Source organism: Arthrobacter sp. C2 (assembly GCA_024207135.1).
In the GTDB taxonomy this organism is placed as follows: Bacteria; Actinomycetota; Actinomycetes; order Actinomycetales; family Micrococcaceae; genus Paeniglutamicibacter.
This window is the reverse complement of record CP042428.1, coordinates 3,347,688-3,369,068: the sequence shown is the minus strand read 5'-3', so window position 1 is coordinate 3,369,068 and position 21,381 is coordinate 3,347,688. Positions and strand designations below refer to the sequence as shown.

Annotated in this window: 14 protein-coding genes, 1 pseudogene and 3 riboswitches; of the genes and pseudogenes, 6 read left to right on the top strand and 9 right to left on the bottom strand. The window is 65.0% G+C overall.

Annotation, left to right across the window (positions count from 1 at the left end):
- Positions 1–224 precede the first annotated feature (224 nt).
- A complete protein-coding gene (locus tag FPY90_RS15575; RefSeq protein WP_498681960.1) occupies positions 225–695 on the top strand; it encodes a hypothetical protein in 471 nt (156 codons plus the stop codon).
- A 273-nt stretch (positions 696–968) separates the two neighbouring features.
- Here the strand turns inward: FPY90_RS15575 and FPY90_RS15570 are convergent, their stop codons facing one another.
- The 7 genes from FPY90_RS15570 to FPY90_RS15540 all read right to left on the bottom strand — a co-directional run bounded on the left by FPY90_RS15570 (position 969) and on the right by FPY90_RS15540 (position 9,429).
- Positions 969–1,397, bottom strand: a complete 429-nt coding sequence (locus tag FPY90_RS15570; RefSeq protein ID WP_498681958.1) for a CoA-binding protein — start codon at positions 1,395–1,397, stop codon at positions 969–971.
- A 127-nt stretch (positions 1,398–1,524) separates the two neighbouring features.
- Positions 1,525–2,943 carry an NtaA/DmoA family FMN-dependent monooxygenase gene (locus FPY90_RS15565; protein WP_071214681.1) on the bottom strand — a complete coding sequence of 473 codons (1,419 nt, stop codon included), beginning with the start codon at positions 2,941–2,943 and terminating at the stop codon, positions 1,525–1,527.
- A complete protein-coding gene (locus FPY90_RS15560; protein WP_071214680.1) occupies positions 2,944–4,179 on the bottom strand; it encodes an acyl-CoA dehydrogenase family protein in 1,236 nt (411 codons plus the stop codon). It abuts the gene before it with no gap.
- Positions 4,180–4,226: 47 nt separating this feature from the next.
- Positions 4,227–5,864, bottom strand: a complete 1,638-nt coding sequence (locus tag FPY90_RS15555) for a dipeptide ABC transporter ATP-binding protein (protein WP_498681955.1) — start codon at positions 5,862–5,864, stop codon at positions 4,227–4,229.
- 13 nt (positions 5,865–5,877) lie between these two features.
- Positions 5,878–6,786 carry an ABC transporter permease gene (locus tag FPY90_RS15550; protein ID WP_498681953.1) on the bottom strand — a complete coding sequence of 303 codons (909 nt, stop codon included), beginning with the start codon at positions 6,784–6,786 and terminating at the stop codon, positions 5,878–5,880.
- 18 nt (positions 6,787–6,804) lie between these two features.
- The gene (locus FPY90_RS15545; RefSeq protein ID WP_498681951.1) at positions 6,805–7,764 is read right to left on the bottom strand and encodes an ABC transporter permease; all 960 of its coding nucleotides are present in this window, start codon (positions 7,762–7,764) and stop codon (positions 6,805–6,807) included.
- 6 nt (positions 7,765–7,770) lie between these two features.
- Positions 7,771–9,429 carry an ABC transporter substrate-binding protein gene (locus FPY90_RS15540; RefSeq protein WP_498681949.1) on the bottom strand — a complete coding sequence of 553 codons (1,659 nt, stop codon included), beginning with the start codon at positions 9,427–9,429 and terminating at the stop codon, positions 7,771–7,773.
- A 105-nt stretch (positions 9,430–9,534) separates the two neighbouring features.
- Positions 9,535–9,629, bottom strand: a riboswitch (SAM riboswitch).
- 509 nt (positions 9,630–10,138) lie between these two features.
- On the opposite strand from FPY90_RS15540, the gene FPY90_RS15535 reads away from it, so the two are divergent.
- Complete coding sequence (locus FPY90_RS15535) at positions 10,139–10,789, top strand: DUF1345 domain-containing protein (protein ID WP_498681947.1); 651 nt, start codon at positions 10,139–10,141, stop codon at positions 10,787–10,789.
- 72 nt (positions 10,790–10,861) lie between these two features.
- Here FPY90_RS15535 and FPY90_RS15530 read toward each other — a convergent pair whose 3' ends face one another.
- On the bottom strand, positions 10,862–12,265 hold the full coding sequence (locus FPY90_RS15530) for an LLM class flavin-dependent oxidoreductase (RefSeq protein WP_071214675.1): 1,404 nt from the start codon (positions 12,263–12,265) through the stop codon (positions 10,862–10,864).
- Between the two features lie 80 nt (positions 12,266–12,345).
- Complete coding sequence (locus FPY90_RS15525; protein ID WP_071214674.1) at positions 12,346–13,683, bottom strand: acyl-CoA dehydrogenase family protein; 1,338 nt, start codon at positions 13,681–13,683, stop codon at positions 12,346–12,348.
- A gap of 6 nt (positions 13,684–13,689) precedes the next feature.
- A riboswitch (SAM riboswitch) is annotated at positions 13,690–13,786 on the bottom strand.
- A gap of 423 nt (positions 13,787–14,209) precedes the next feature.
- Positions 14,210–14,299, top strand: a riboswitch (SAM riboswitch).
- A 4-nt stretch (positions 14,300–14,303) separates the two neighbouring features.
- On the opposite strand from FPY90_RS15525, the gene FPY90_RS15520 reads away from it, so the two are divergent.
- From FPY90_RS15520 to katG, 4 genes and pseudogenes are all read left to right on the top strand, one after another.
- On the top strand, positions 14,304–14,885 hold the full coding sequence (locus FPY90_RS15520; protein ID WP_498681944.1) for an OsmC family protein: 582 nt from the start codon (positions 14,304–14,306) through the stop codon (positions 14,883–14,885).
- Positions 14,882–16,534: a sodium:solute symporter family protein gene (locus tag FPY90_RS15515; RefSeq protein WP_498681942.1), complete on the top strand. Its 1,653-nt coding sequence runs from the start codon at positions 14,882–14,884 to the stop codon at positions 16,532–16,534. The genes FPY90_RS15520 and FPY90_RS15515 overlap by 4 nt, the downstream gene beginning before the upstream one ends.
- Positions 16,535–16,649: 115 nt before the next feature.
- Positions 16,650–18,620, top strand: coding sequence for an acetate--CoA ligase (acs, locus tag FPY90_RS15510; protein WP_498681940.1), 1,971 nt, complete (start codon positions 16,650–16,652; stop codon positions 18,618–18,620).
- A gap of 548 nt (positions 18,621–19,168) precedes the next feature.
- Positions 19,169–21,346, top strand: a pseudogene (katG, locus tag FPY90_RS15505) (catalase/peroxidase HPI).
- Positions 21,347–21,381: the final 35 nt, after the last annotated feature.

The following is a 21,381-nucleotide window of genomic DNA, read 5'->3' as shown; positions in this document are numbered from 1 at the left end:
CTTGGTACCTAAAGACAAATTCGTTCTCTCCAAGGCTCAAGTCACTCATCATGACTCTGTACTGGACGAATCCACCTTCAAAAAGCCCTTCGGCAAGGTTGCCAGTCATCCAATCGGTCACTTCCGACCTTTGCTCCATCTTGCCAAGACTTCCCGTGCCCGCATTGGGACCACAGGTACCAAGAGCCGACGGAGTGACCGGTTCTTCCGCAAGGGGTGCGGCCTTGGGGTCAGCGGTTTTCGCCAAGGGGTCGCTGGTCTTCGTTTCTGTCTTATTGGGAGCTTCGGTGGCAGGGGCCGCCGACTTCTTCGTCTCGACGGGGTTCTTTGTCACGGGAGCTTCGGACTTGGGGGCCGCCGACTCCTGCGGTTCGGCAACTTTCGCGGCCGCGGGCGGTTCGGTGCCCTCAGAAGGTGCTTCAGCGGTTTTCTCGTCCGTGGCAGCGGCCAGGGATTCTTTCTTCGACGCGTCCGATTCGAGCGTCGTTTCGCCGTCCTTCGCCGCGTCGAGCAGTTGCTGCTCCACGGCGGTGTCCGGTTTGTCGGCTGGCGCGGCCACGGCGGGATTAAATCCACCGCCGCCAAACATCATCGTCGCAACGAGCGCCGTCGTCGCACTGGCGCCAACGGTTGAACGGACGACGCCGTTCCTCCAAATCGCAGCCAAAAAAGAGCCCCTGCGCATCGCGCGATGACCCTTTGGAATCCGTGCAGCATTGTCCCCAATTTTGCCGAGCACTTTAGTTACCCCAATTACCCCAAGGGGCGCGACAACCAGGCAATAAGCACCGTTTACGGAACGGCCCCAGCCGATCCGTTAGATAAGTTCAAACCCCAAGTTCGAACTTCCCCCAGTATTTATTGGGTCCCCAGCACCCAATTTTGTGTTGCTTGTGCTGCCGACATTCTAATCACACAATGTGATCCACGTCTACTACAATCAATGGAATATCTATTTCCGGTCGAATTCAGGGGTATGAATACTCGATCTTGGGGCAGGTATTCATCACGACGTCGAGCCCGGCTGCCTTGGCACGTGCGGCTGCCGCTTCATCGACGACACCGAGTTGCAGCCAAAGCGCATCCGCTCCGACGGCGATCGCCTGGTCAACGATGTCGCCGACTTTTTGCGAATTCACGAAGCAGTCAACGACATCGATGTGCCCGGGAATGTCCGCCAACCGCTTGTATCCGGTGTTGCCCAGGACTTCCTCGCCGCTCAGGGAAACCGGGATGATTTCCATGCCCAATTGCTCCTGCAGAAAATACGAGACCCCTGGTGCGACGCGGCGCGGGTTGTTGGTCAATCCGACCACCGCCCAGCGCGCGGGGGTTTGAAGGAGCCGTCGAACCACGGCCGGGTCGTTGACATGGCGTTGGCCAACTTCGTTGCTCATAGCCCCAACGTTACCGCCACATTCTGGGTCTTGGCCCAAAGCCGATGCGTCGCCAAGGCGCCACAGGGGAACCAAAAGGGCAAGTGCCCTTCCGGCTCCCCGCATCCCTGGGACCGCCCGATGCGGTCTAGAGCGAGCGCTCCAGTGCCTGCTCGGTGTTCGCTGCCGAGTGCTCCGTGAAGGCGCCGCGGAATTTCGCCGCCGGGTGGGAATCCTCGAGGCGGGCACCGCGCCCGAAGACCTTCTCGCGCAGGGTTCCCGGGGCGTACTCGGTCTGGGCCAGGCCACGCTTGTGCAGCTCGGGCAGGATGCCGTCGATGAAGTCGGTGTAGGAGCCGGGCAGGATCTGGTTCATGATGTTGAGCCCGTCCATGCCGGCGTCTTGCCAGCGTTCGATCTCGTCCACGATCTGTTCCGGGGTGCCGGAGATCTGCTGGGCCTTGGCACGGTAGCGCGCCAGGTCGCCGATGGTGGGCTTGCCTCCGGGCACCGAGGCGATGGCCGCCTCCAGGACGCCGCGGGCCCCCTCGGTCTGGACATCGCCCAACGGGGTGTCCAGGTCCAGGCCGCCCAGGTCGATCCCGATGCCGCCGCCGATGTGGGCAACGATGGCATCGAGGTCCAGGTACTCGTCGTACTCGGCTTCCTTGCGCTTGGCTTCCTCCTCGGTGCTGCCGACCACGAAGGACAGTCCCGCAAAGACCTTCACGTCTCCCTTGGCTCGGCCGGCAGCGGCCTCGAGCTCGCGGATCTCGCCCACCTGCTTGGCCACGTACTCCGGGTGCGGGGCAAAGAGGAAGGTCGCTTCAGCGTGCTGGGCGGCGAACTGCTTGCCGCGCGCGGAGGAACCCGCCTGGAACAGGAACGGGGTGCGCTGCGGGCTTGGCAGGGCCGTGTGCGGGCCCTCGATGGAGTAGCGCTTGCCCTGGTGGTGGATCTTGTTGACCTTGGCCGGGTCGGCAAAGAGTCCCGATTCCTTGTCGGCAAGAAGCGCGTCGTCTTCCCAAGAGCCCTCCCACAATTTGTAGGTGGCCTCGACGTATTCGTCGGCCCAGTCGTACCGGTCGTCGTGGGCGGCCAGGCCCGCGGCGCCGAAGTTGCGGTGCGAGTTCTCCAGCACGCTGGTCACGATGTTCCACGCGACGCGTCCGTTGGAGATGTGGTCGAGGGTGGAGAGCTGGCGTGCGAACTGGAACGGCGAGGCCTGCACCACCGAGCTGGTCATCGCCAGGCCGATCTCGCTGGTGGTCGCGGCGAGCGCCGAGAGCAGCACCAGCGGGTCGTGCGCGGGAACCTGCATGCCCTTGCGGACCATCGAGGCCCACCCGCCCTCGTGGTTGCCGTACAGCCCCACGACGTCGGCGAAGAACATGTTGTCGAACTTCGCGTCCTCGAGCTGCTTGGCCAGGTCGGCCCACAGCTTCAGCTCGTTGAAGCGGTGCTGCTGGGCCGCCGGGTGGCGCCATTGGCCCCCGAGGATGTGGCTCGGGGTGTTCATCAGGAAGGCGCTCAGCAGCAGCCGTGGACGCGCGTCAAAGGTACCCATTTACTTGTTCTCCGATTTCGAATCCTTGGCGTCCCCGATGGAGTGCAGCCCGGTGGGAATGGTGCCGTTGATGTAGTAGTCGCCCACCGAGCGCGCCTTGAAGGCGACCGGGTTGTGGGTCGCGACGGTGCGGGCGTTGCGCCAGTGCCGGTCCAGGGACTTGCCGCGCGACACCGAGGAAGCACCGGTGACGTCGAACAGTTCGCTGGTTGCATCCAGCACCAGTTTCGGGACGCTCACGTGCGCCTGCTGCACGGCGAGCTCCGCGCGGATGAAGGCTGCGGTCGGGTCCAGGCCCAGCGAGGTGTCGACCGCGGCGTCAAGGTCGCGGGCCGCGGCGAAGACGATCGCGTCGGCCGCGTAGACGGTCGCGGCGATGCGGCCGACCTTTTCCTGGATCAGCGGGTCGTTGCGGAACAGGTCCCCGGAACCGGTGTTGAAGGTTCGGGTGCGGTTGCGCACCAGGTCGGCAGCGTCGGTGAGCGCGGCGCGGCCGATGCCTGCCAGCACGCTGAGCAGTGCGAGCTGGAAGAACGCGGGCTCGAGCGTGGAGGAAACCTTGCGCGCGATGATGTCGTCGAATTCGACCACGACGTCGTCAAAGATCGCGGTGCCGGTTCCCGTCAGGGGCTGGCCGAAGCCATCCCAGTCGTCAATTATCCTGACCTTGGCGTCGTCGGCGCGCACGATGGCGTATTGGCGGCCCTCGACGCCTTCGGTGCTGGCCATGACCACGACCCAGTCGGCGAAGATCGACCCGGTCGTGTAGTACTTTTCCCCGTTGAGCAGCCACTGGCCGTTTTCCTCGCGGAGCTTGGTGTTGGTCGTACCCAGGGCGTTGCCGCCCTTTTCGGTGGCCGCATTGCCGAAGATCTCGCCGGCAAGCACCCGCGGGAACCAACGGAGCCGGAATTCCTCGGGCTGCAGGGCAATGGTTTCAACGAAGGAGAAGTGCGAGCGCAACAGATGCCCGACGTTGGAGTCGGCCGCGGAAAGTTCCACGATCAGCCGGAAGAGGTGCTCGTGGCTGACGGGTTCCCCGCCGTACGCGGCCGGGACCCGAAGCGTGGTGAAGCCCGCTTCCTTGAGCCATTTCACGGGCTCAAAGGGCAACACGTGGTTGTTTTCGCGCTCCACGGCGCCTTCGGCGATGCGCTCAAACACCGGGGCAAAGCGCGCGCTCAGCTCCGCGTAGCGGGCTTCTTCTGTTCGTTCCTTCACGTACGTTGCACTCATTTGTCTTCCTTTGCATCCATGAGTTTCAAGAAAATGTTGTCCAAGGACTAATTCGTTGCCATCTCGCGCAGCAGCGCCCCGGGGTTCGAATCAAGCAGGAGCCTGGTGTATTCACTGGCGGGATTGTTCAGGACCTGTGCTGCCGCCCCGACCTCGACCAGCCGGCCTTGGCGCATGACTCCCACATCGTGGGAAATGCGTTCGACCACGTGCAGGTCGTGGGAAATAAAGAGGTAGGACAGGCCTTGGTTGACCTGGAGGTCCTCCAGGAGCGCCAGGATCTGCGCCTGGGTCAGGACGTCGAGCGCGGAAAGGGCCTCGTCCAGCACCAGCGTCTTGGCCCCCAGGGCCAGCGCCCGGGCAATGGCCACGCGTTGGCGCTGCCCGCCGGAGAGCTCCTTGGCACCCAATGCGGCCATGCGGCCGGGCAGGTTGACCGCGTCCAGCAGCTCGGCCACCCGGATCTTGCGTTCGGCCTTGCTGCCGACCTTGTAGTTCTCAAGCGGCTCGCTGATGATCCGGGACACCGAGTAGCGCGGGTCCAGGGCCGAATCCGGGTTTTGGTACACCAGCTGCAGGCTGCGCCAGAGTTCGCGCTTGGCGGCCCCGCGCACGTGGGTGACGTCCTGCCCGTGGATCTTCACGGTGCCTGCACTGGGTTCCAACAGCCTCATGATCATCCGCGCGGTCGTGGACTTTCCGGACCCGGACTCGCCCACCAGGGAGAAGGTCGTGCCGGGGCGCACCACGAACGAGACCTCGTCCACGGCCGCGCGTTCGGTTTTCCCGCTGCCAAAGATCTTGCCCAGGCCCGCCACCTCGATGGCCGGGACCTCGATGCCGCGGGCATCGGCGGTGGTTCGTGAATCGTCGCCCGAGGCGGTGGCCTCGGTGAGCAGCATCCGGGTGTACGGGTCTTCGGGCGCCCGCAGGATCTCACGCACCGGGCGGTCCTCGCGGATCCGGCCGTGCTGCATGACCACGATGCGGTCGGCGATGTCCGTGGCCACGGCGAGGTCGTGGGTCACGAAGATGACAGCGGTCCCGAGCTCGCGCGCCAGCTTGGTGAAGACCTCAAGGATCGTCTGCTGGACCGTGACGTCCAGTGCGGAGGTGGGCTCGTCGGCAATCAGCAGTTCGGGCTCCAGCGCGAAGGCGATGGCAATGAGCACCCGCTGCTTCAGCCCGCCCGAAAGCTCGTGCGGGTACTGGCCGATGCGCTGTTCCGGGGTGTCGATCCCAACCAGCTCCAGCAGCCGGATGACTTCGGCGCGCAGCTGCGCCTTGGAGCGCTTGGGGCCCTGCGGGTGCAGGCGGAAGACCTCGGAGATCTGGGATCCCACGGTCTTCACCGGGTCCAGGGAAGCGCCGGGATCCTGCGGGACCATGCCGATGCGCCGGCCGCGGATCGATTCCAGCTCCTTGGCCGCCATGTCGAGGAGGTTTGCGCCGGCCAGGTCGATGTTGCCGTCCAGGATCCTTGCGGATTCGGGAAGCAAGCCGATGATGGCCTTGGACAGGGTGGACTTGCCCGAACCGGATTCGCCGACCAGGGCAACGATTTCCCCGGGCTGGAGTGCGAGGTCGATGTTCTCCGCGGCGATGACTGCTTCGTCGCCGTGGCCGTAGGTGATGCTTAGCCCACGGATATCCAGCAATGCGGGTGCCGAGTCGATGGTGCTCATGCTGTTCTCCTGGCTAGAAACGGAAGATCTTGTGGAGCTGGCGGCCGATTCCCGCAAGCAGGATGACCACCGCGACGATGACCACGCCCGGAAGGGTCGTGAGCCACCAGGCCGAGGCAAGGTATTGGCGTCCCTCGGCGATGAGCAGGCCCCATTCGGGGGTCGGTGGCGGGGACCCGAACCCCAGGAAGCCGAGCCCGGAGATTGCCAGGATGGCCACCCCGAGGTCCACGGCCAGCAGGGCCAGGACCGGGCCGCAGGAATTGGGCAGGATGTGCTTGAAGACCACCGACCAGTAGGTCCCGCCGTTCATGAACGCGGCCTCCACGTAGTCGAGGCTGCGCACGCGCAGCACCTCCGAGCGGACGACGCGGGCGAAGGACGCGATGGAGGCGATGCCCACGCCGATGCCCAGGGAGATCGGGCCCGGCGCGAAGGCCGTGACGATGATCAGCGAAACCAGGAAGCCCGGAACGGCCAGCAGCACGTCGATCAGGCGCATGGTCACGGCGTCGGCGGCACGTCCCGCGGTGGCGGCCAACAGGCCCAGGCCGGTTCCCACCACGAGCCCGATGGACACGGCCAGTCCCGCGGTCAGCAGGGTCTGGCTGGTTCCATGGACCACCCGGGCAAACACGTCCCGGCCCAGGTGGTCGGTGCCGAACCAGTGTTCGGCACCGGGTGCCTGGAACTTCTGTGCGGGCACTCCGCTGATGGGGTCGAATCCGCTGAACAGCGCCGGAAACAGCGCCCAGCCCAGGACCATGGCCAGCGGTGCGCAGGTGAGCCAGAAGGCGGGGGAAAGAAGGGCGCCGGCCTTCTTCTTCGGCGCGGCAGCCGCGTCCACCTTGAGGGGTGCAACGGCCGGGACGTTGTCCTGGACCTCGGCCCGGGTCAACGGTTCGTCTAGTTTGATGCTCATGGTGTTCTCCGTTCGTTCCTAGGCCACAAGTGCGCGCGGTGCCCCGTGCGTTCCACTCTTGAGGATCCGCGGATCCAGCAGCGGGTAAAGCAGGTCGACCACCAGGTTCACCACGACGAATGCCGTGGCCGTGAGCAGCACGAGTCCCTGGACCAGGGCAACGTCCTGCGCCGTGACCGACTGCAGCACGACCTGGCCCAGGCCCGAGCGGGCGAACACCGTCTCGGTGATGACGGATCCGGCCAGCAGCGTTCCCACGGTGATCCCGCTGATGGTCATGGCCGGGGCCGCGGCGTTCTTCAGGGTGTGGCGGAAGAAGATCCACGACGGCGAGGCACCCTTGGCGCGCAGCACGTCGATGAACGGCTGGGCGTGCACGTTGTCCACGCTCTTGAGCAGCACCTGGGCGATCGGGGCGGAGACGTGGATGGCCAGCACGAGCACCGGAACGGCGATCGAGGCGAAGGACCCGTCCGGGAACAGCGACATGATTCCCAACTTGATGGACAGCACCTGCAACAGCACCAGGCCCAGCCAGAACACCGGGACCGCGGCGAAGAGCGGCGGCAGGTTGAGCACCACCCGCTTCAGCCACGTGTTGCGTGCCAATGTGGCCGCCGCGACCAGCGCCACCGCGAAGATGACCGCGGTGACGAAGGCGCTGGAGGCCAGCACCAGCGTCGAGCCGACGACGGCGCCGATGCGTTCGCCGACCGGTTGGCCCGAGGCCAGCGAGTATCCGAAGTCCCCGGTGAAGAGGCCGACCAGTTGGTTGAAGTACTGCACGATCAACGGCTGGTCGTAGCCGTACTGCGCCTTCATGGCGGCAATGGTTGCCGGGTCGGCCGCAGCATCGGCTGAAAGGAAAATCGTTACCGGGTCATTGGGAAGCAGCTGCACGGCCAGGAAGACCAAGGTGTAGGCAAGCCAAATGACGAGCAAGGCTTGTCCGATGCGTCGCGCGATGTATGCGGCCATGGTTGGCTACTTTCCGGTCTTCCAGGCGCCCTGGAAGATCGGGGCGGTGCCGGAGGTGAATTCGACGTGTGCGTCGGAGTTGCCGCCGTAGACCTGGACTTCGTCCCACAGGACGAGGGACAGGGCCTTTTCGGTGACCAGCTGGCGCTGTTCCTCGGCGACCAGTTCCTTGTGCTCCGATTCGCTGGTGGCGGCACGTTCCTTGGCGAAGAGTGCGTTGAGCTCGGTGTCGGCGTTCAGCGTCTGGGTGTTGTTGGCCGGCCCGAAGACCGGGCCCAGTCCGCCGTAGGCAAACTGGCGGGTTCCGAAGAACTCGATGTTCTTATCGATCATGGCCGTGGCCAAGAATGTGTTGTCGGCGGCGCGGTTGATGAGCTTGACGCCGATTTCGCGCCACTGCTGCTCGATCAATTCGAAGGCAGGCTTGATGACGACGGAGTTGTTCGAGCTGGTGATGGTGAGTTCCAGCTTCTTGCCGTCCTTCTCGCGGAAACCGTCGGCTCCCACGACCCAGCCTGCCTCCTCGAGCAGGGCCTCGGACTTTTCCGGGTTGTAGGCCAGGTCCGCGGACAGGTCGATGAATCCGGGTGCCGCGTGGTTCAGGACCGAGTCGGCGATGACGTAGCTGTCGGAAAGCACGGTGTCCTTGATGGACTGGCGGTCGATTCCGACCTGGAGCGCTTGGCGCACCTTGGCATCGGCGAGCTTGCCGCTGCTGATGCGCACCGCTGCCATGTTGGTTGTCAGGTCGACGCCCTGGGCCGGAAGGACCTGGTCGCCGCTGCTCTTGAGCGCCTGCTCGTCCACGGGCTGGAGTCCGCGCACCAGGTCGACCTGGCCGGTTTGCACGGCGCCGGCCCGGTGGGCGACCTCGGGCAGGTACTTCACCACGAGCTTGTCCAGGTATGCGGCGCCCTGGTTGGGGGCCGTTTCCGGCGCCCACTTGTAGTCGGCGCGCTTGGCGAAGGTGACTTCCTCGTCGGTCTTCTCGGATTCAAAGACGAACGGGCCGGATCCGACGATCTTGGCGATCGCCGACTGTCCGGCGTTGTCCAGCTTCAGCGTTGCCGGGGAAACCAGGCCCGCGGTGACCGAGGAAGTGGCCCGCAGGAAGTTGGCGTCCGCTGCCTTGAGCGTGACCTTGACCTGGTTCTTGCCCACCACTTCGGAGGACTTGTAGGAGGAGAAGTCGACGTTCGGTGCGACCTGCGCGTCCTTGATTCCCAACCCGAGCGCGTCGAGGTTTTCCTTCACGGCCTTGGCATCGAGCGGAGTTCCGTCGGAGAACGTCACGCCGTCCCGGATGGTGAAGGTGATTTCCGTCTGGTCCTTGTTTGCCTCGAAGTCGGAGGCGATCCAGCCCACGAGCTTTCCCGATTCCGTGTCGAAATAGGTCAGGCGGTCCAGCACGCTGTTGAGGACGTTGGACTTCTCGTAGAAGCGTGCGGCTTGGGTCTGCCAGTTGTTGATCGGGGTGACCTCCGCATAGACGAAGGTTCCTCCCTGGACCGGCTTGGTGCTGACCGGGCCGGCCGCGTTGCCCGTTGTCGGGGCTCCGGCCCCGCACGCGCTCAGTGCAAGGGTGGCGACGGAAAGGACCGTAAGGATCTTGACGCTGAGGCTGGCGCGAATACGTCGCTTGGCCGGTGGGTTGGTGTTGCCCATGAGTATTTCCCTCTCGGTTCACCCGAGGAACGCCGCGACATGGCTGGTCCATCGGATACCGCGTGTGGCATGACGGTATTCGGTGGACCGCGCAGAGTTTGGCTATCTCCATCGGTCCTGGCGGTAGCACCGGCTCCCCGTGACGGGAGTGGTTGCTGCGACGTCAACGAGCCAGGTCTCTCAGTCGCTCTGGATGGTGTGTGCCCGCAAGCGGCTGGTTGCCGGCTTCGAACACTTCAAGTGTGTTGCAGGATCTTCGATATGACCAAGGAGATGGACCCCGCGGTGAAACAAACCGACGCAATGGGTCGAGTTTGAGGATGAATCGCTTCACGCAGTGTCACAAGACCGATTGTGAAGCTTCGATTTTCGGCTGCTTGCGTCATCATCGCGTCATATTGATAATGACGCGCTGGACTCGGCGGCACTTCAGCGTCCGGCAAGACGCATTGCCGAGCACAACGGCCGAGTCTGGCAGTCCCCGGCGTCCCCAGGCTTTGCGTCCACGGCCACGGGGAACACCGAAGGATCCGTTCTGGCACCTCAAGGCCGCAAGATGGGCGACCCCGCCTGATCGCAAGGTTTTCCGGCGTTTGCCCAGGACTTTACGCTTAGGCCCCCCGTAATCGTAAAGTCCCATGCTTGGCCACCGCTTACGAGCAGCGGCCCAACGTATGCCAGTGCGCCCCGAACATGGTTGGATCGGTTCATGAAAAGCACGTTGTCGCAGCGCGCCAGGCATCGCAGGTTGCGCGTTCTGGGCATGCTCGCCGGCGGGGTCGCCGCCACGGCACTGACCGGCCTCCTGGGAGCCTGGGTTTATGCTCCGGCTGTTGGCTGGACAGTCGCCGCGCTGATTTACAACGCCTGGGTGTGGATCACCATTGCCCCCATGGACCATGCCCGCACCGCGACCCACGCACAGGAGGAAGACCCGGGTTTCCAGACCACGGACCTGCTGATCCTCTTCGCGGCCATCGGTTCCCTGGCCGCGGTCGTGATGGTGATGGCCGGCAGCAGGGACCTTGCTGTAGGCGCCAGATTGCCGTTGGCGCTGTTGGCACTGACCTGCACCGCGATGTCGTGGTTGATGGTCCATACGCTTTACACGCTGCACTACGCCATGATCTATTACAGCGGCACACCCGGCGGTATCGAATTCAACCAGGACGACCGCCCGCAATACACGGACGTCGCCTACATGGCATTCAGCGTGGGCATGACCTACCAGGTCTCGGACACCAGCATCACCACGCGCGAAATGCGCTCGGCAGTCTTGCGCCACAGCCTGCTGGCTTTCCTTTTTGGCACCGGCATCCTGGCCACCACCATCAACCTGGTGGTCAGCCTGGCGGCTTAAATGACGTGGGGAGACGATACACCATAGGTGCGCCACCTCCCCAACCGGCAGGGGGCAATCCCTTGCTATTGCCTACTTGACCTCGGCGTTCGAGAACCGGTAGTTTGCCGCGCGGTGCGAGTCCTGCACGCGGTCGCCCTTGCCGAAGAGCTTGTTGCGCAGCGTGCCCTCGACGTATTCGGTCGGGTAGGCGCCTCGGGCCTGCAGCTCGGGAACGATGAACTCCACGATGTCCTCGAAGGTCCCCGGGGTGATGGCGTAGGCCAGGTTGAACCCGTCCACGTCGGTGTCCTCGACCCACTCGATGAGCTTGTCGGCAACCTCGGTCGGCGAGCCGACGGTGATCGGTCCGAAGCCGCCAACGCCCACCCACTCGGCAAGCTGGCGGATCGTCCACGGCTTGCCCGAATCCCCGCTGGCCTGCTGGAACATCGCCACGGAGGACTGGATGGCATTGGACTTCACGTTGTCGCCAATGACGTCGTCCGGGCCGTAGGTCGACAGGTCGACGCCCATCCACCCGGAGATCAGTGCAAGGGCGCCGTCGATGTCGGCGTAGGACTTGTAGTCCTCGAACTTGGCTTGCGCGGCGGCGGAATCCACGTCCGTGATGATGGTCTGCATGGTGTAGATGCGCACGTCGTGGCGTCCACGGCCGGCCGCCTCGGCGGCGTCGCGGATCTTGGTGACCGTGGCCTTGAGCATGTCCTTGGTGGGGCAGGTGACGAAGACTGCCTCGGCATTTGCCGCGGCGAACTTCATGCCGCGCGAGGAGGTTCCGGCCTGGAAGATCACCGGGGTGCGCTGCGGGCTGGGCTCGGTGATGGCGATGCCCGGGACCTTGAAGTACTTGCCCTCGTGGTTGATGTCGTGGACCTTGGACGGGTCGGTGAAGACGCCGCGCTCGGCGTCGCGAACCACTGCGTCTTCTTCCCAGGAACCCTCGAGCAGCTTGTACACGACCTCGAGGTATTCGTCGGCGTGGTTGTAGCGCTCGTCGTGCTCAAGCTGGTCTGCCTGGCCCATGTTCCGGGCGGCGGAGGGCAGGTAGCCGGTCACCACGTTCCAACCGATGCGGCCCTTGGTCAGGTGGTCCAGGGTCGCCAGGCGGCGGGAGAAAGGATACGGGTGTTCGTAGGAGGTGCTGGCGGTGACGCCGAAGCCGAGGTTCTCGGTCACGGCGGCCATCGCGGAGACAAGCATGAGCGGGTCGTTGACCGGGACCTGGGCGCCGGTGCGCAGCGGCACCTCGTTCGAGCCGCCGAAGACGTCGTAGGTGCCCAGTACATCGGCGATGAAGATGCCGTCGAACTTGCCCTTTTCCAGGGTCTTGGCCAGGTCGGTCCAGTAGGACAGGTCCTTGTAGCTGGCGGACTGGTCCTTGGGGTGCTTCCACAATCCCGGGGACTGGTGTCCGACGCAGTTCATGTCGAAGGCGTTGAAGCGGATCTGGCGGGGGGCGGGCGTCGTGCTCATGTTTGTCCTTCGCGAGGTGTTGGGTGGTGGCGGATCCGGTAGTGCACGGACCAAGTCGTTGGATTGGGGGTGCTGGCGCCTTAGGGGACGCCGGTTGCCTGGGCGGCACCCACGTCGCCAATGGCGTTCAGCTGCTGGGGCGCCGTGCCGTTGACCTCGTAGTCGCCGATGATGCGCGACTTGTAGATCGCCGGGTTGTGGGTGGCCACGGTCCGGGCATTGCGCCAGTGCCGATCGAGGTTGCAGCTCGTGGCGGTTGCCGAGGCTCCCAGACCGTCAAAGAGCTTGGTCGCCGCGGAGAGCGCCAGCGGCTGCACGATGGCCTGGGCACGGTCCGCCGAGAGCTCGCAGACCGCGAACCGCTCGGCCGCGCTCAGCGACGCGTCGGCCAGGGCCACCTCGATCTCCGCGACCGCGGCCAGGACGATGGAGTCCACGGCGAACGCCGTACCGGAAATTTCCCCGACCAGCTGCAGCACCTGCGGTTCCTCGCGCACCGGAACGCCTGTTCCGGTGCTGAAGGATCGGGTGCGGGCCTGGACCGCGGAACGCACGTCGTTGAGTGCCGCGCGCGTGATCCCGGCCTGGACCGCCAGGAGCACCAACTGGAAGATCGCGGATTCAGGATCGTTGATCTGCTGCTCCTCGGGAAGGACCGAGTCCACCGGGACGTTCTCGAACGTGGTCGACCCGGTTCCGGTGAGCTGCTGGCCGAAGCCGTTCCAATCGTCAAAGATCTTGACCCCGGAGTGCTGGGTGGAGACCACGGCGATCTGCCGTCCGGCCCGGGTCGGATGAGCCGCAGCGACGGCGACCCAGTCGGCGTAGATGGTGCCGGTGCAATAGTATTTTTCGCCGTTGAGGATCCAGCGCTCGCCATTCTTGGCGATGGTTGTGTTCAGCGTGCCCAGCCGGTTTCCGCCGCGCTCGGTGTAGGCGTTGCCGACGATCTGCCCGGCGGCAATGCGCTCGACCCAGCGGTGCCGCTGGGTGACGTCTTCGAGTTGCAGCACGGATTCCACGAAGCCGATGTGCGAACGCCACAGGTGCGCGACCTGCGAATCGGCTTCGCCCAGTTCGATCAGCAGGCGGAACAAGTCCAGCAGGCTGGCCCCGAAGCCGCCCTCGGCCACCGGGATGCGAAGGGCACCGAAGCGCTCGCGGTTGAGCCAGCCGACAGGCTCGAAGGGAAGGGTCCTGTTCGCGTCGCGCTCGCTGGCCCCGGCAGCGATCTTGGCGAATACCGGGCGGAAGATCGCCGCCAGTTCATCGTAGCGCCCGTCCTTGGGGACTCCGGGGGTGAGCTTGAGCAGGTGCCTGGCAGGGGTGTTACCGGTGAACGCGTCAAGGTTGACGGCCCCGAAAATGTCCGGATCCGCTTCGACATTGTGTGCATCGTTGAAAGACTCGACAGCCATGAATTCTCTCCATCGGTTCTGGCGTGAGCACCTACCGCCCAGTTAAGGGGAGGGGTTGCTGCGGCGTCATCGAGCCAGATCTCTCGGCCGCTCTGGATGGTTGTTGGTCATATTTCTACACGTCGCCTCCGGGCGGTGACAACCCGGCTCGTCACAATTGACGGGTGCGTCACAGGGCAAACCACGATTCACCGACCGCCACGGCAAGAGCGATGTACCGGCGCGCCGGCATTCCGCCAGCCATTCGTTCGACGGAGCCGGGAGGACCGCTAGACGCTTCTGCACGGAATTCCCCAAGCGCACCCTGGCCTGCAAGTCCACGGGATCCCGGGGCAGGCGCGCCTGGCTCGACGTCTTTGACCCATACCCGGCAACCTCGATACACGACAAGTTGAATGATCGAAATACGCGCAACTGTTCGCAGATCATTCGAAACATGGTCGCAAAATTCCGTCTCATCGAACGTTCCGTCACATTACGGTGGGCTTGCTCCTGTGACGCCACATCGACTTTGATGGAGGTCATACACCCATCCCGAGCGGCCGAGAGATCTGGCTCTATGACGCCGCAGCAACCACCTCGTTGAGGCCGGTGCTACCGCCAGGTCCGATGGAGAGATCATGACTTCTGCCGCTCTGCCCGCTGCAACCACCGCCGTTGGGCCTCACAACAAACGCATCCGCGCCAAGGGAACCTGGCAGGGTTTGATGCGCACAACCGTCGAAATCCGAGATTTTTCCTTCGACATCGATGAACCAGTTGCGGTGGGCGGAACCAATAGCGCCCCGACACCTATGGAATTCATCGCCGGCGCCCTCAATGGATGCGTCAGCGTTGTTGTGGAACAGGTGGCAAAGGAGCTTCAGATCGATTTCTCGGCCTTGGAAACATACTCGATTGCCACCCAAGACACCCGGGGGTTTGCCGGAACGGCAGATGTTTCGCCGTTCTTCCATTCCTACCGACTGGAAATCCACGTTGAGACACCACTTGATGACCCAGCAACCCAGCAGGAACTCACGAACCAGGTCCACCGCCGGTGCCCGGCGATCAATCTGGTCAAGGCTGCCGGGGTGAACTTGGATATAAACTGGGTCTTTGCCACTCAGCTTGTTCCCGGCTCCGCCGAAAATGCCTGCAACATTGCACTTGGATACACTCCACGAGCCGCTACTTCCGTGGCTGCTGGAGCAAGCGCATGAGCGCGGCAGGTCTTTGGACCATTGGTCTCGCCGTGTCATATACGGCCCTGCTGATCCTCGGCGGGCGCTTTGCCCAACGTCGCAGCGCGTTGGGCAAGACGAGCGGCTTCTTTGTCGGGGGGCGCACCTTCAGCCCGTGGACGGTGGCCTTTTGCATCACTGGCTTGTTCTCGGGCTCTTCCTATATCGCCATCATGGAGCTGAGCTACCTCACCGGCATCTCCGCGCTCTGGTACGGCGTGGCCGAGACCGTGCAGATCCTTCTCATCGCGCTGCTGTTGGTCAAGCCGTTGCGGGAGAAGCTGGTCGTCACGGTGACGGGCATCATTGGTGACCGCTTTGGCCGCCTCGCCAAGGGGATCTCGGGCGTCATCACCGCTTTCACGTTCCCGATGTGGTCGGTAGCCACCACGATTGCCTTCGCCTCGGCCTTGACCGCTTTCACGGGCTTGAACCTGCATCTGGCGGTCATCGTCACGGCCCTGCTGCTGCTCGTGTTCCTGTGGTCCGGCGGCATGCGTTCGGTGGCGTTCAACCAGACCATGAACTGCATCGTCTTCGTGGGCATGCTGATCGTGGGCGCCTACGCCGTCCTTGCCAAGCCCGGAATCTCTGGACTGCGGGACTTTGCTGAGACCAACCCGCAGATGTTCGATCCCGGAAATGCGGGGATCTCCCTGATCGTCGCGTGGTTCGGCACCTTCATCGTGAACGTTCCGCTGGCCCAGGCCGCATTCCAGATGACCCTTTCATGCCGCACTCCCGAGGACGGCCAAAAGGGTCTCTACACGGCGGCGGCATTCGGCATACCCTTCATCCTCATCGGCGCACTCATCGGCACCTCGGCTGCCATCGTCATGCCCGGCGAGCGCCTCGGATTGGTGGCGATCCCGCACTACATCGAACAGGTCTTGCCGGCACCGCTGGTGGGCGTCTTCTTCCTGGGCGTCTGGGCTTGCGCCATGGGCTGGGCGGGCCCGTGCCAGTTCTCCGGGGCCACGTCCCTGGGCCGCGATGTGGGAAGCGCCATCAACCCCACGGCCACCGAAGCGCAGCTGGTTCGCTACACGCAATGGTCGCTGGTTGCACTGACCGGACTCATGATCATTTTCAGCATCCTTCGCACCGAGCAATCGGCTTGGTGGAACGTCCTGGCCTGGACGCTGCGCAACGGTGCAACCCTCGCACCGGTCTTGGCCGTTTTCTTCTGGCCGCTGGCCACCCGCGCCTCGGTCTATGCCTCCATGGTGACAGGTTTCAGCACCGGCATCATCTGGAACCAACTAGCTGGTTGGTCGCCGACGCAATTCTTCCTGGGCACCCACCCGGTGTGGGTCGGAATGATGGCCAACGTCTTCACCTTGGTTGCCGTCACGTTGCTCACGACCCGGTGGAGACTCGCTCTGGCCGAGGGCAGGCGCCGCAAGGCCTTGAGGTTCGCCGGCGCTGCTGCCCTGGCCCTGGTGGCCCTTGGTCTCTCGGCCAGCTGGCTCGCCGCCCACGGTCTGGTTGCGATGGCATTGTTCATCATTCTGTTCTTGACATCGCTTGCGATTTTCTACGGCACGGAAGATTCAACTCCACATGCCGACGCCGATATCGAGATCGATGCAACTGCCCCGGTCCAAGAACCCGCTTCGGTGGCCTAATCCCCACTTGGCGTCACCCACATCCCATGACGAGAGACCAAGCGACCTGGTTCGGCGACGCCGCGGCAACATTCGAGCGGCGAAGTGCCACTGCCAGGAGCAATGGAGAAAAACAATGACTGAAACCCTGTACCCCGCTGCCGGCACGACCGTCGAAGCAACCTGGACCGAAGACGAACGCCTCGCGTTCTGGGATGCCGCGGCACGGCGCCTGAGCTGGTCCGAGGACTGGCACACCATCCACTCGAGCACCGGTGTCGATGCCGAGGCCCGGCGCGGGCCCGAGCTTCGCTGGTTTGAGGGCGGCAAGCTCAACGCCGCCTACAACTGCGTGGACCGCCACGTGGAAGCCGGGCGCGGCGACAAGGTCGCCCTGCACTTCGAGGGCGAGCCCGGCGACAGGACCACCGTCACCTACCAGGACCTGCAGGACCGGGTGTCCCGGGCCGCGAACGCGCTGCTTTCCCTGGGCGTGGGCAAGGGCGACCGCGTGGTCATCTACCTGCCCGTTCTCGTGGAAACCGTGGTGATCACCCTGGCCTGCGCACGCGTCGGCGCGGTGCACTCGCTGGTCTTCGGCGGCTTTTCCGCCGAGGCGCTAAGATTCCGCGTCGAGGACACCGGCGCGAAGCTGCTGGTCACCACCGATGGGCAGTTCCGCCGCGGCGAGGCCGTGCCGGTCAAGGACAACGCCGATGCCGCGGTTTCCGGGGAGAACAGCATCGAACACGTGCTGGTGCTCCGGCGCACCGGGAACGAGATCGCCTGGACCGAAGGCCGGGACGTGTGGTGGCACGAGACCGTCGACACGGCGAGCACGGAGCACTCCCCCGAGGCCTTCGACGCCGAGACCCCGTTGTTCATCATGTACACCTCCGGCACCACCGGCCAGCCCAAGGGCCTGGTCCACACCACCGGGGGCTACCTGACGCAGGCCTCCTGGAGCCACGAGTTCCTCTTCGCCCATCCGGACCCCGCGCAGCGGGAAAACGATGTCCACTGGTGCACCGCGGACCTGGCCTGGGTCACCGCGCACACCTACGAGATCTACGGGCCGCTGTCCAACGGCGTCACCCAGGTCATCTACGAGGGCGTGCCCAACGCCCCGCACCCCGGACGCCACTTCGAGATCATCGCCCGCTACGGCGTGACCAGCTACTACACCGCGCCCACGCTGGTGCGCTCGCTGATGGGCTGGTTCCCCGAAGGGATCCCCGCCGACTACGACCTGTCCTCGATCCGGTTGGCCGGAACCGTGGGCGAGGCCGTGAACCCGGAGGCATGGCGCTGGCTGCGCGGCCAGGTGGGGCGCGACACCGAAGCCGGCATTCCGATGGTCGACACCTGGTGGCAGTCCGAAACCGGCTCCACGATCCTTTCCCCGCGGCAGGGGGACACCGCGTTCAAGCCGGGCTGCGGCACCCGGGCGCTGCCCGGCGTAGCCGTTGACATCGTCGACGAACAGGGAGCCGGCGTGGAACCGAATGTGCAGGGCAACATCGTGTTGACCCGGACCGGTCCGGCCATGGCCCGCACCGTCTGGGGAAACCCCGAGCGCTACTACACCTCCTACTGGGAAAAGTACGCGCAGCAGGGCTGGTTCCTGGCCGGGGACGGGGCACGCTTCGATGCGGACGGGGACATCTGGATCCTGGGCCGGACCGACGACGTCATCAACATCTCCGGGCACCGGCTTTCGACCATCGAGATCGAATCCGCGCTGGTCACCCACCCGGCGGTCGTCGAGGCCGGGGTCTGCCCGACCAGCGACGCGAAAACCGGCCACGCGGCCACCGCGTTCGTGGTGCCCTTCGACAAGTCGGTGGTGGGAACGGACCTGTCCGGCGAGGCGCTGGCCAGGCAGCAGGCCCTCACCACCGAGCTGCGCAACCACGTGGCAACGCAGATCGGTCCCATCGCCAAGCCGCGAGAGATCGTCTTCGTGCCCGACGTTCCCAAGACCCGCTCGGGCAAGATCATGCGCCGGCTGCTGACCCAGCTCTTCGAGGGCAGCACCCTGGGCGACACCACCAGCCTGCAGAACGAGCCCTGCATCGCTGAGATCAAGGAAATCTGCGAGCGCTAGGACCCCCTTGGCGCACTGCCAAGCGCGCCAAACCGCACGGCTTTCGCCCCCTTCCCGGCATCCTGGGAGGGGGCGATTCACGTGGATGCGGCAGCGACGCCCAACCCCGTAGCGCCGGGCACGCTCGACGGTTAAGCTGGTTGCTGGGCGCTCCAGCCGGTTCCGCCCGCCCGGATTGCATACCGCGATGCGGGATTCCACGAATCATTCCAGTCCGAAACCGCTCCGATCCCGGCCCTGCCGGGTTGGGCGGGAGAAGTTGAGCATGACCAAGCCTGTTGCGCTCGAGCCAGCGCCGCCCGAGGCGTCCCTGCGCATGACACCCCGGCGGACCGCCGCGGCCTGCTCCCATCCGCATGCCAACACCAGCCCCGGCCCTGGTGCCGCGGGCTACAAGCACCCCTCGGTGTCCTGCCCGGCAACAATCCTCCGCCATTCACGGGACAACCATCGACATCGCCGTGTTCGCCTTCAGGAAAGCATCTCGCCTGTGCCTCGCCACGGCATTTCGGCTCCCCCAGCCGACTCATCCCCCTAAGAAGGAAGCCATGTCTGAAACCACGAGCGGCCAGTGCCCCGTATTCGACGCCGGCCGCGCCCACCCCACCTATGCCAACACCAACACCGAGTGGTGGCCGAACAAGCTCAACCTCAAGGTCCTGGCCAAGAACACCCCGGTGTCCAACCCGCTCGCCGCGGATTTCAACTACGCCGAGGCCTTCGAGGCCCTGGACCTGGACGCCGTGAAGGCAGACCTCGCCGAGGCCATGACCAAGTCCTACGCCTAGTGGCCGGCCGACTACGGCCACTACGGGCCGCTCTTCGTCCGCATGGCCTGGCATTCCTCCGGCACCTACCGGAGCCACGACGGCCGCGGCGGCGGAGGGTCGGGCCAGCAGCGCTTCGCCCCGTTGAACTCCTGGCCGGACAACGTCAACCTGGACAAGGCCCGCCGCCTGCTCTGGCCGGTGAAGAAGAAGTACGGCCAGTCCATCTCCTGGGCCGACCTGATCATCCTGGCCGGCAACGTGGCCATGGAGACCATGGGATTTGAGACCTTCGGCTTTGCCGGCGGGCGCCCGGACGTCTGGGAAGCCGACGACGACGTGTATTGGGGCCCGGAGAAGGTATGGCTGGACAACGAGCGCTACACCGGGAACCGCGAGCTGGCGGCCCCGCTGGCAGCGGTCCAGATGGGCCTGATCTACGTGAACCCGGAGGGGCCCGACGGCCTGGCCGATCCGCTGGCCGCGGCCATCGACATCCGCGAGACCTTCCGCCGCATGGGCATGAACGACGAGGAGACCGTCGCGCTGATCGCCGGCGGCCACACCTTCGGCAAGACCCACGGCGCCGATGCCGAGTCCCACAAGGGTCCCGCCCCGGAGGCCGCACCGCTCCAGCTGCAGGGCCTGGGCTGGAAGTCCGGCCACGGCACCGGCCACGGGGACGACACCATCGGCTCCGGCCTGGAAGTCACCTGGACCTACCATCCGACCCGCTGGGACAACGAGTACTTCCACATCCTCTTCGGCTACGAGTGGGAAATGTTCTTCTCCCCCGCCGGCGCCCAGCAATGGCGCCCGAAGGACGGTGCGGGCGCCGACCTGGTCCCGATGGCCCACAACCCTTCCCTGCGCCGCGAACCGCGCATGCTCACCACCGACCTGTCCCTGCGCTTCGACCCTGCCTACGGCCCGATCTCGCGGGATTTCAAGGACAACCCGGAGAAGTTTGCCGACGCCTATGCCCGTGCCTGGTTCAAGCTGACCCACCGCGACATGGGCCCGAAGTCCCGCTACCTGGGCAAGGAGGTCCCGGCCGAGGACCTTCCCTGGCAGGACCCGCTGCCGCCCGCCCCGGAAACGACACTGGGGGATACGGAAATCGCGGCGCTGAAGGACATGGTTTCCGCCTCGGGCCTGGGCATCGGGCAGCTGGTCTCCACCGCGTGGAAGGCCGCGGCGACCTTCCGGTCCTCGGACAAGCGCGGAGGAGCCAACGGCGGGCGCATCCGCCTTCAGCCGCAGGTCTCCTGGGCCGTGAACCAGCCCGAGCAGCTCAAACCCGTCATTGCCGTGCTCGAGGGAATCGTTGACCGCTTCAACGCCACCTCGGAGATCAAGACCTCCTTCGCCGACGTGGTGGTGCTGGCGGGCAATGTGGGCATCGAGCAGGCGGCCCGGGCCGCGGGCGCCGAAATCGCCGTCCCGTTCACCCCGGGCCGCGTGGATGCCACCCAGGACCAGACCGATCCGGAACAGTTCGCGTGGCTTGAGCCGGTGGCCGACGCGTTCCGCAACTACGACTCGGGCTTGCTGAAGATGCCCAGCGAGTTCCTGCTGATCGACCGCGCGAACCTGCTGGGCCTCTCGGCCCCGGAGATGGCAGTGCTCCTCGGCGGGTTGCGCGTGCTGGGAAACAACTGGGACGGCTCGGACCTGGGTGTCTTCACCGACACCCCGGGCGTGCTGACCAACGACTTCTTCGTGAACCTCACGGAACTGGGCCTGGAATGGATACCGGACGCCGAGGAGCAGACCTACTCCACCGCCGACGGCCGCTTCAGGGGCAGCCGCGTGGACCTGGTTTTCGGCGCGGACTCCGAGCTGCGCGCCCTGGCCGAGGTGTACGCCTCGGACGACGCGAAGGATAAATTCGTGGGTGACTTCGCCGCCGCATGGGCCAAGCTCACGGACGCCGACCGCTTCGAGTTGCGGAGGTAGCAACCGGCCGAAGCACTGCAGCGGGCCGGTCTTGG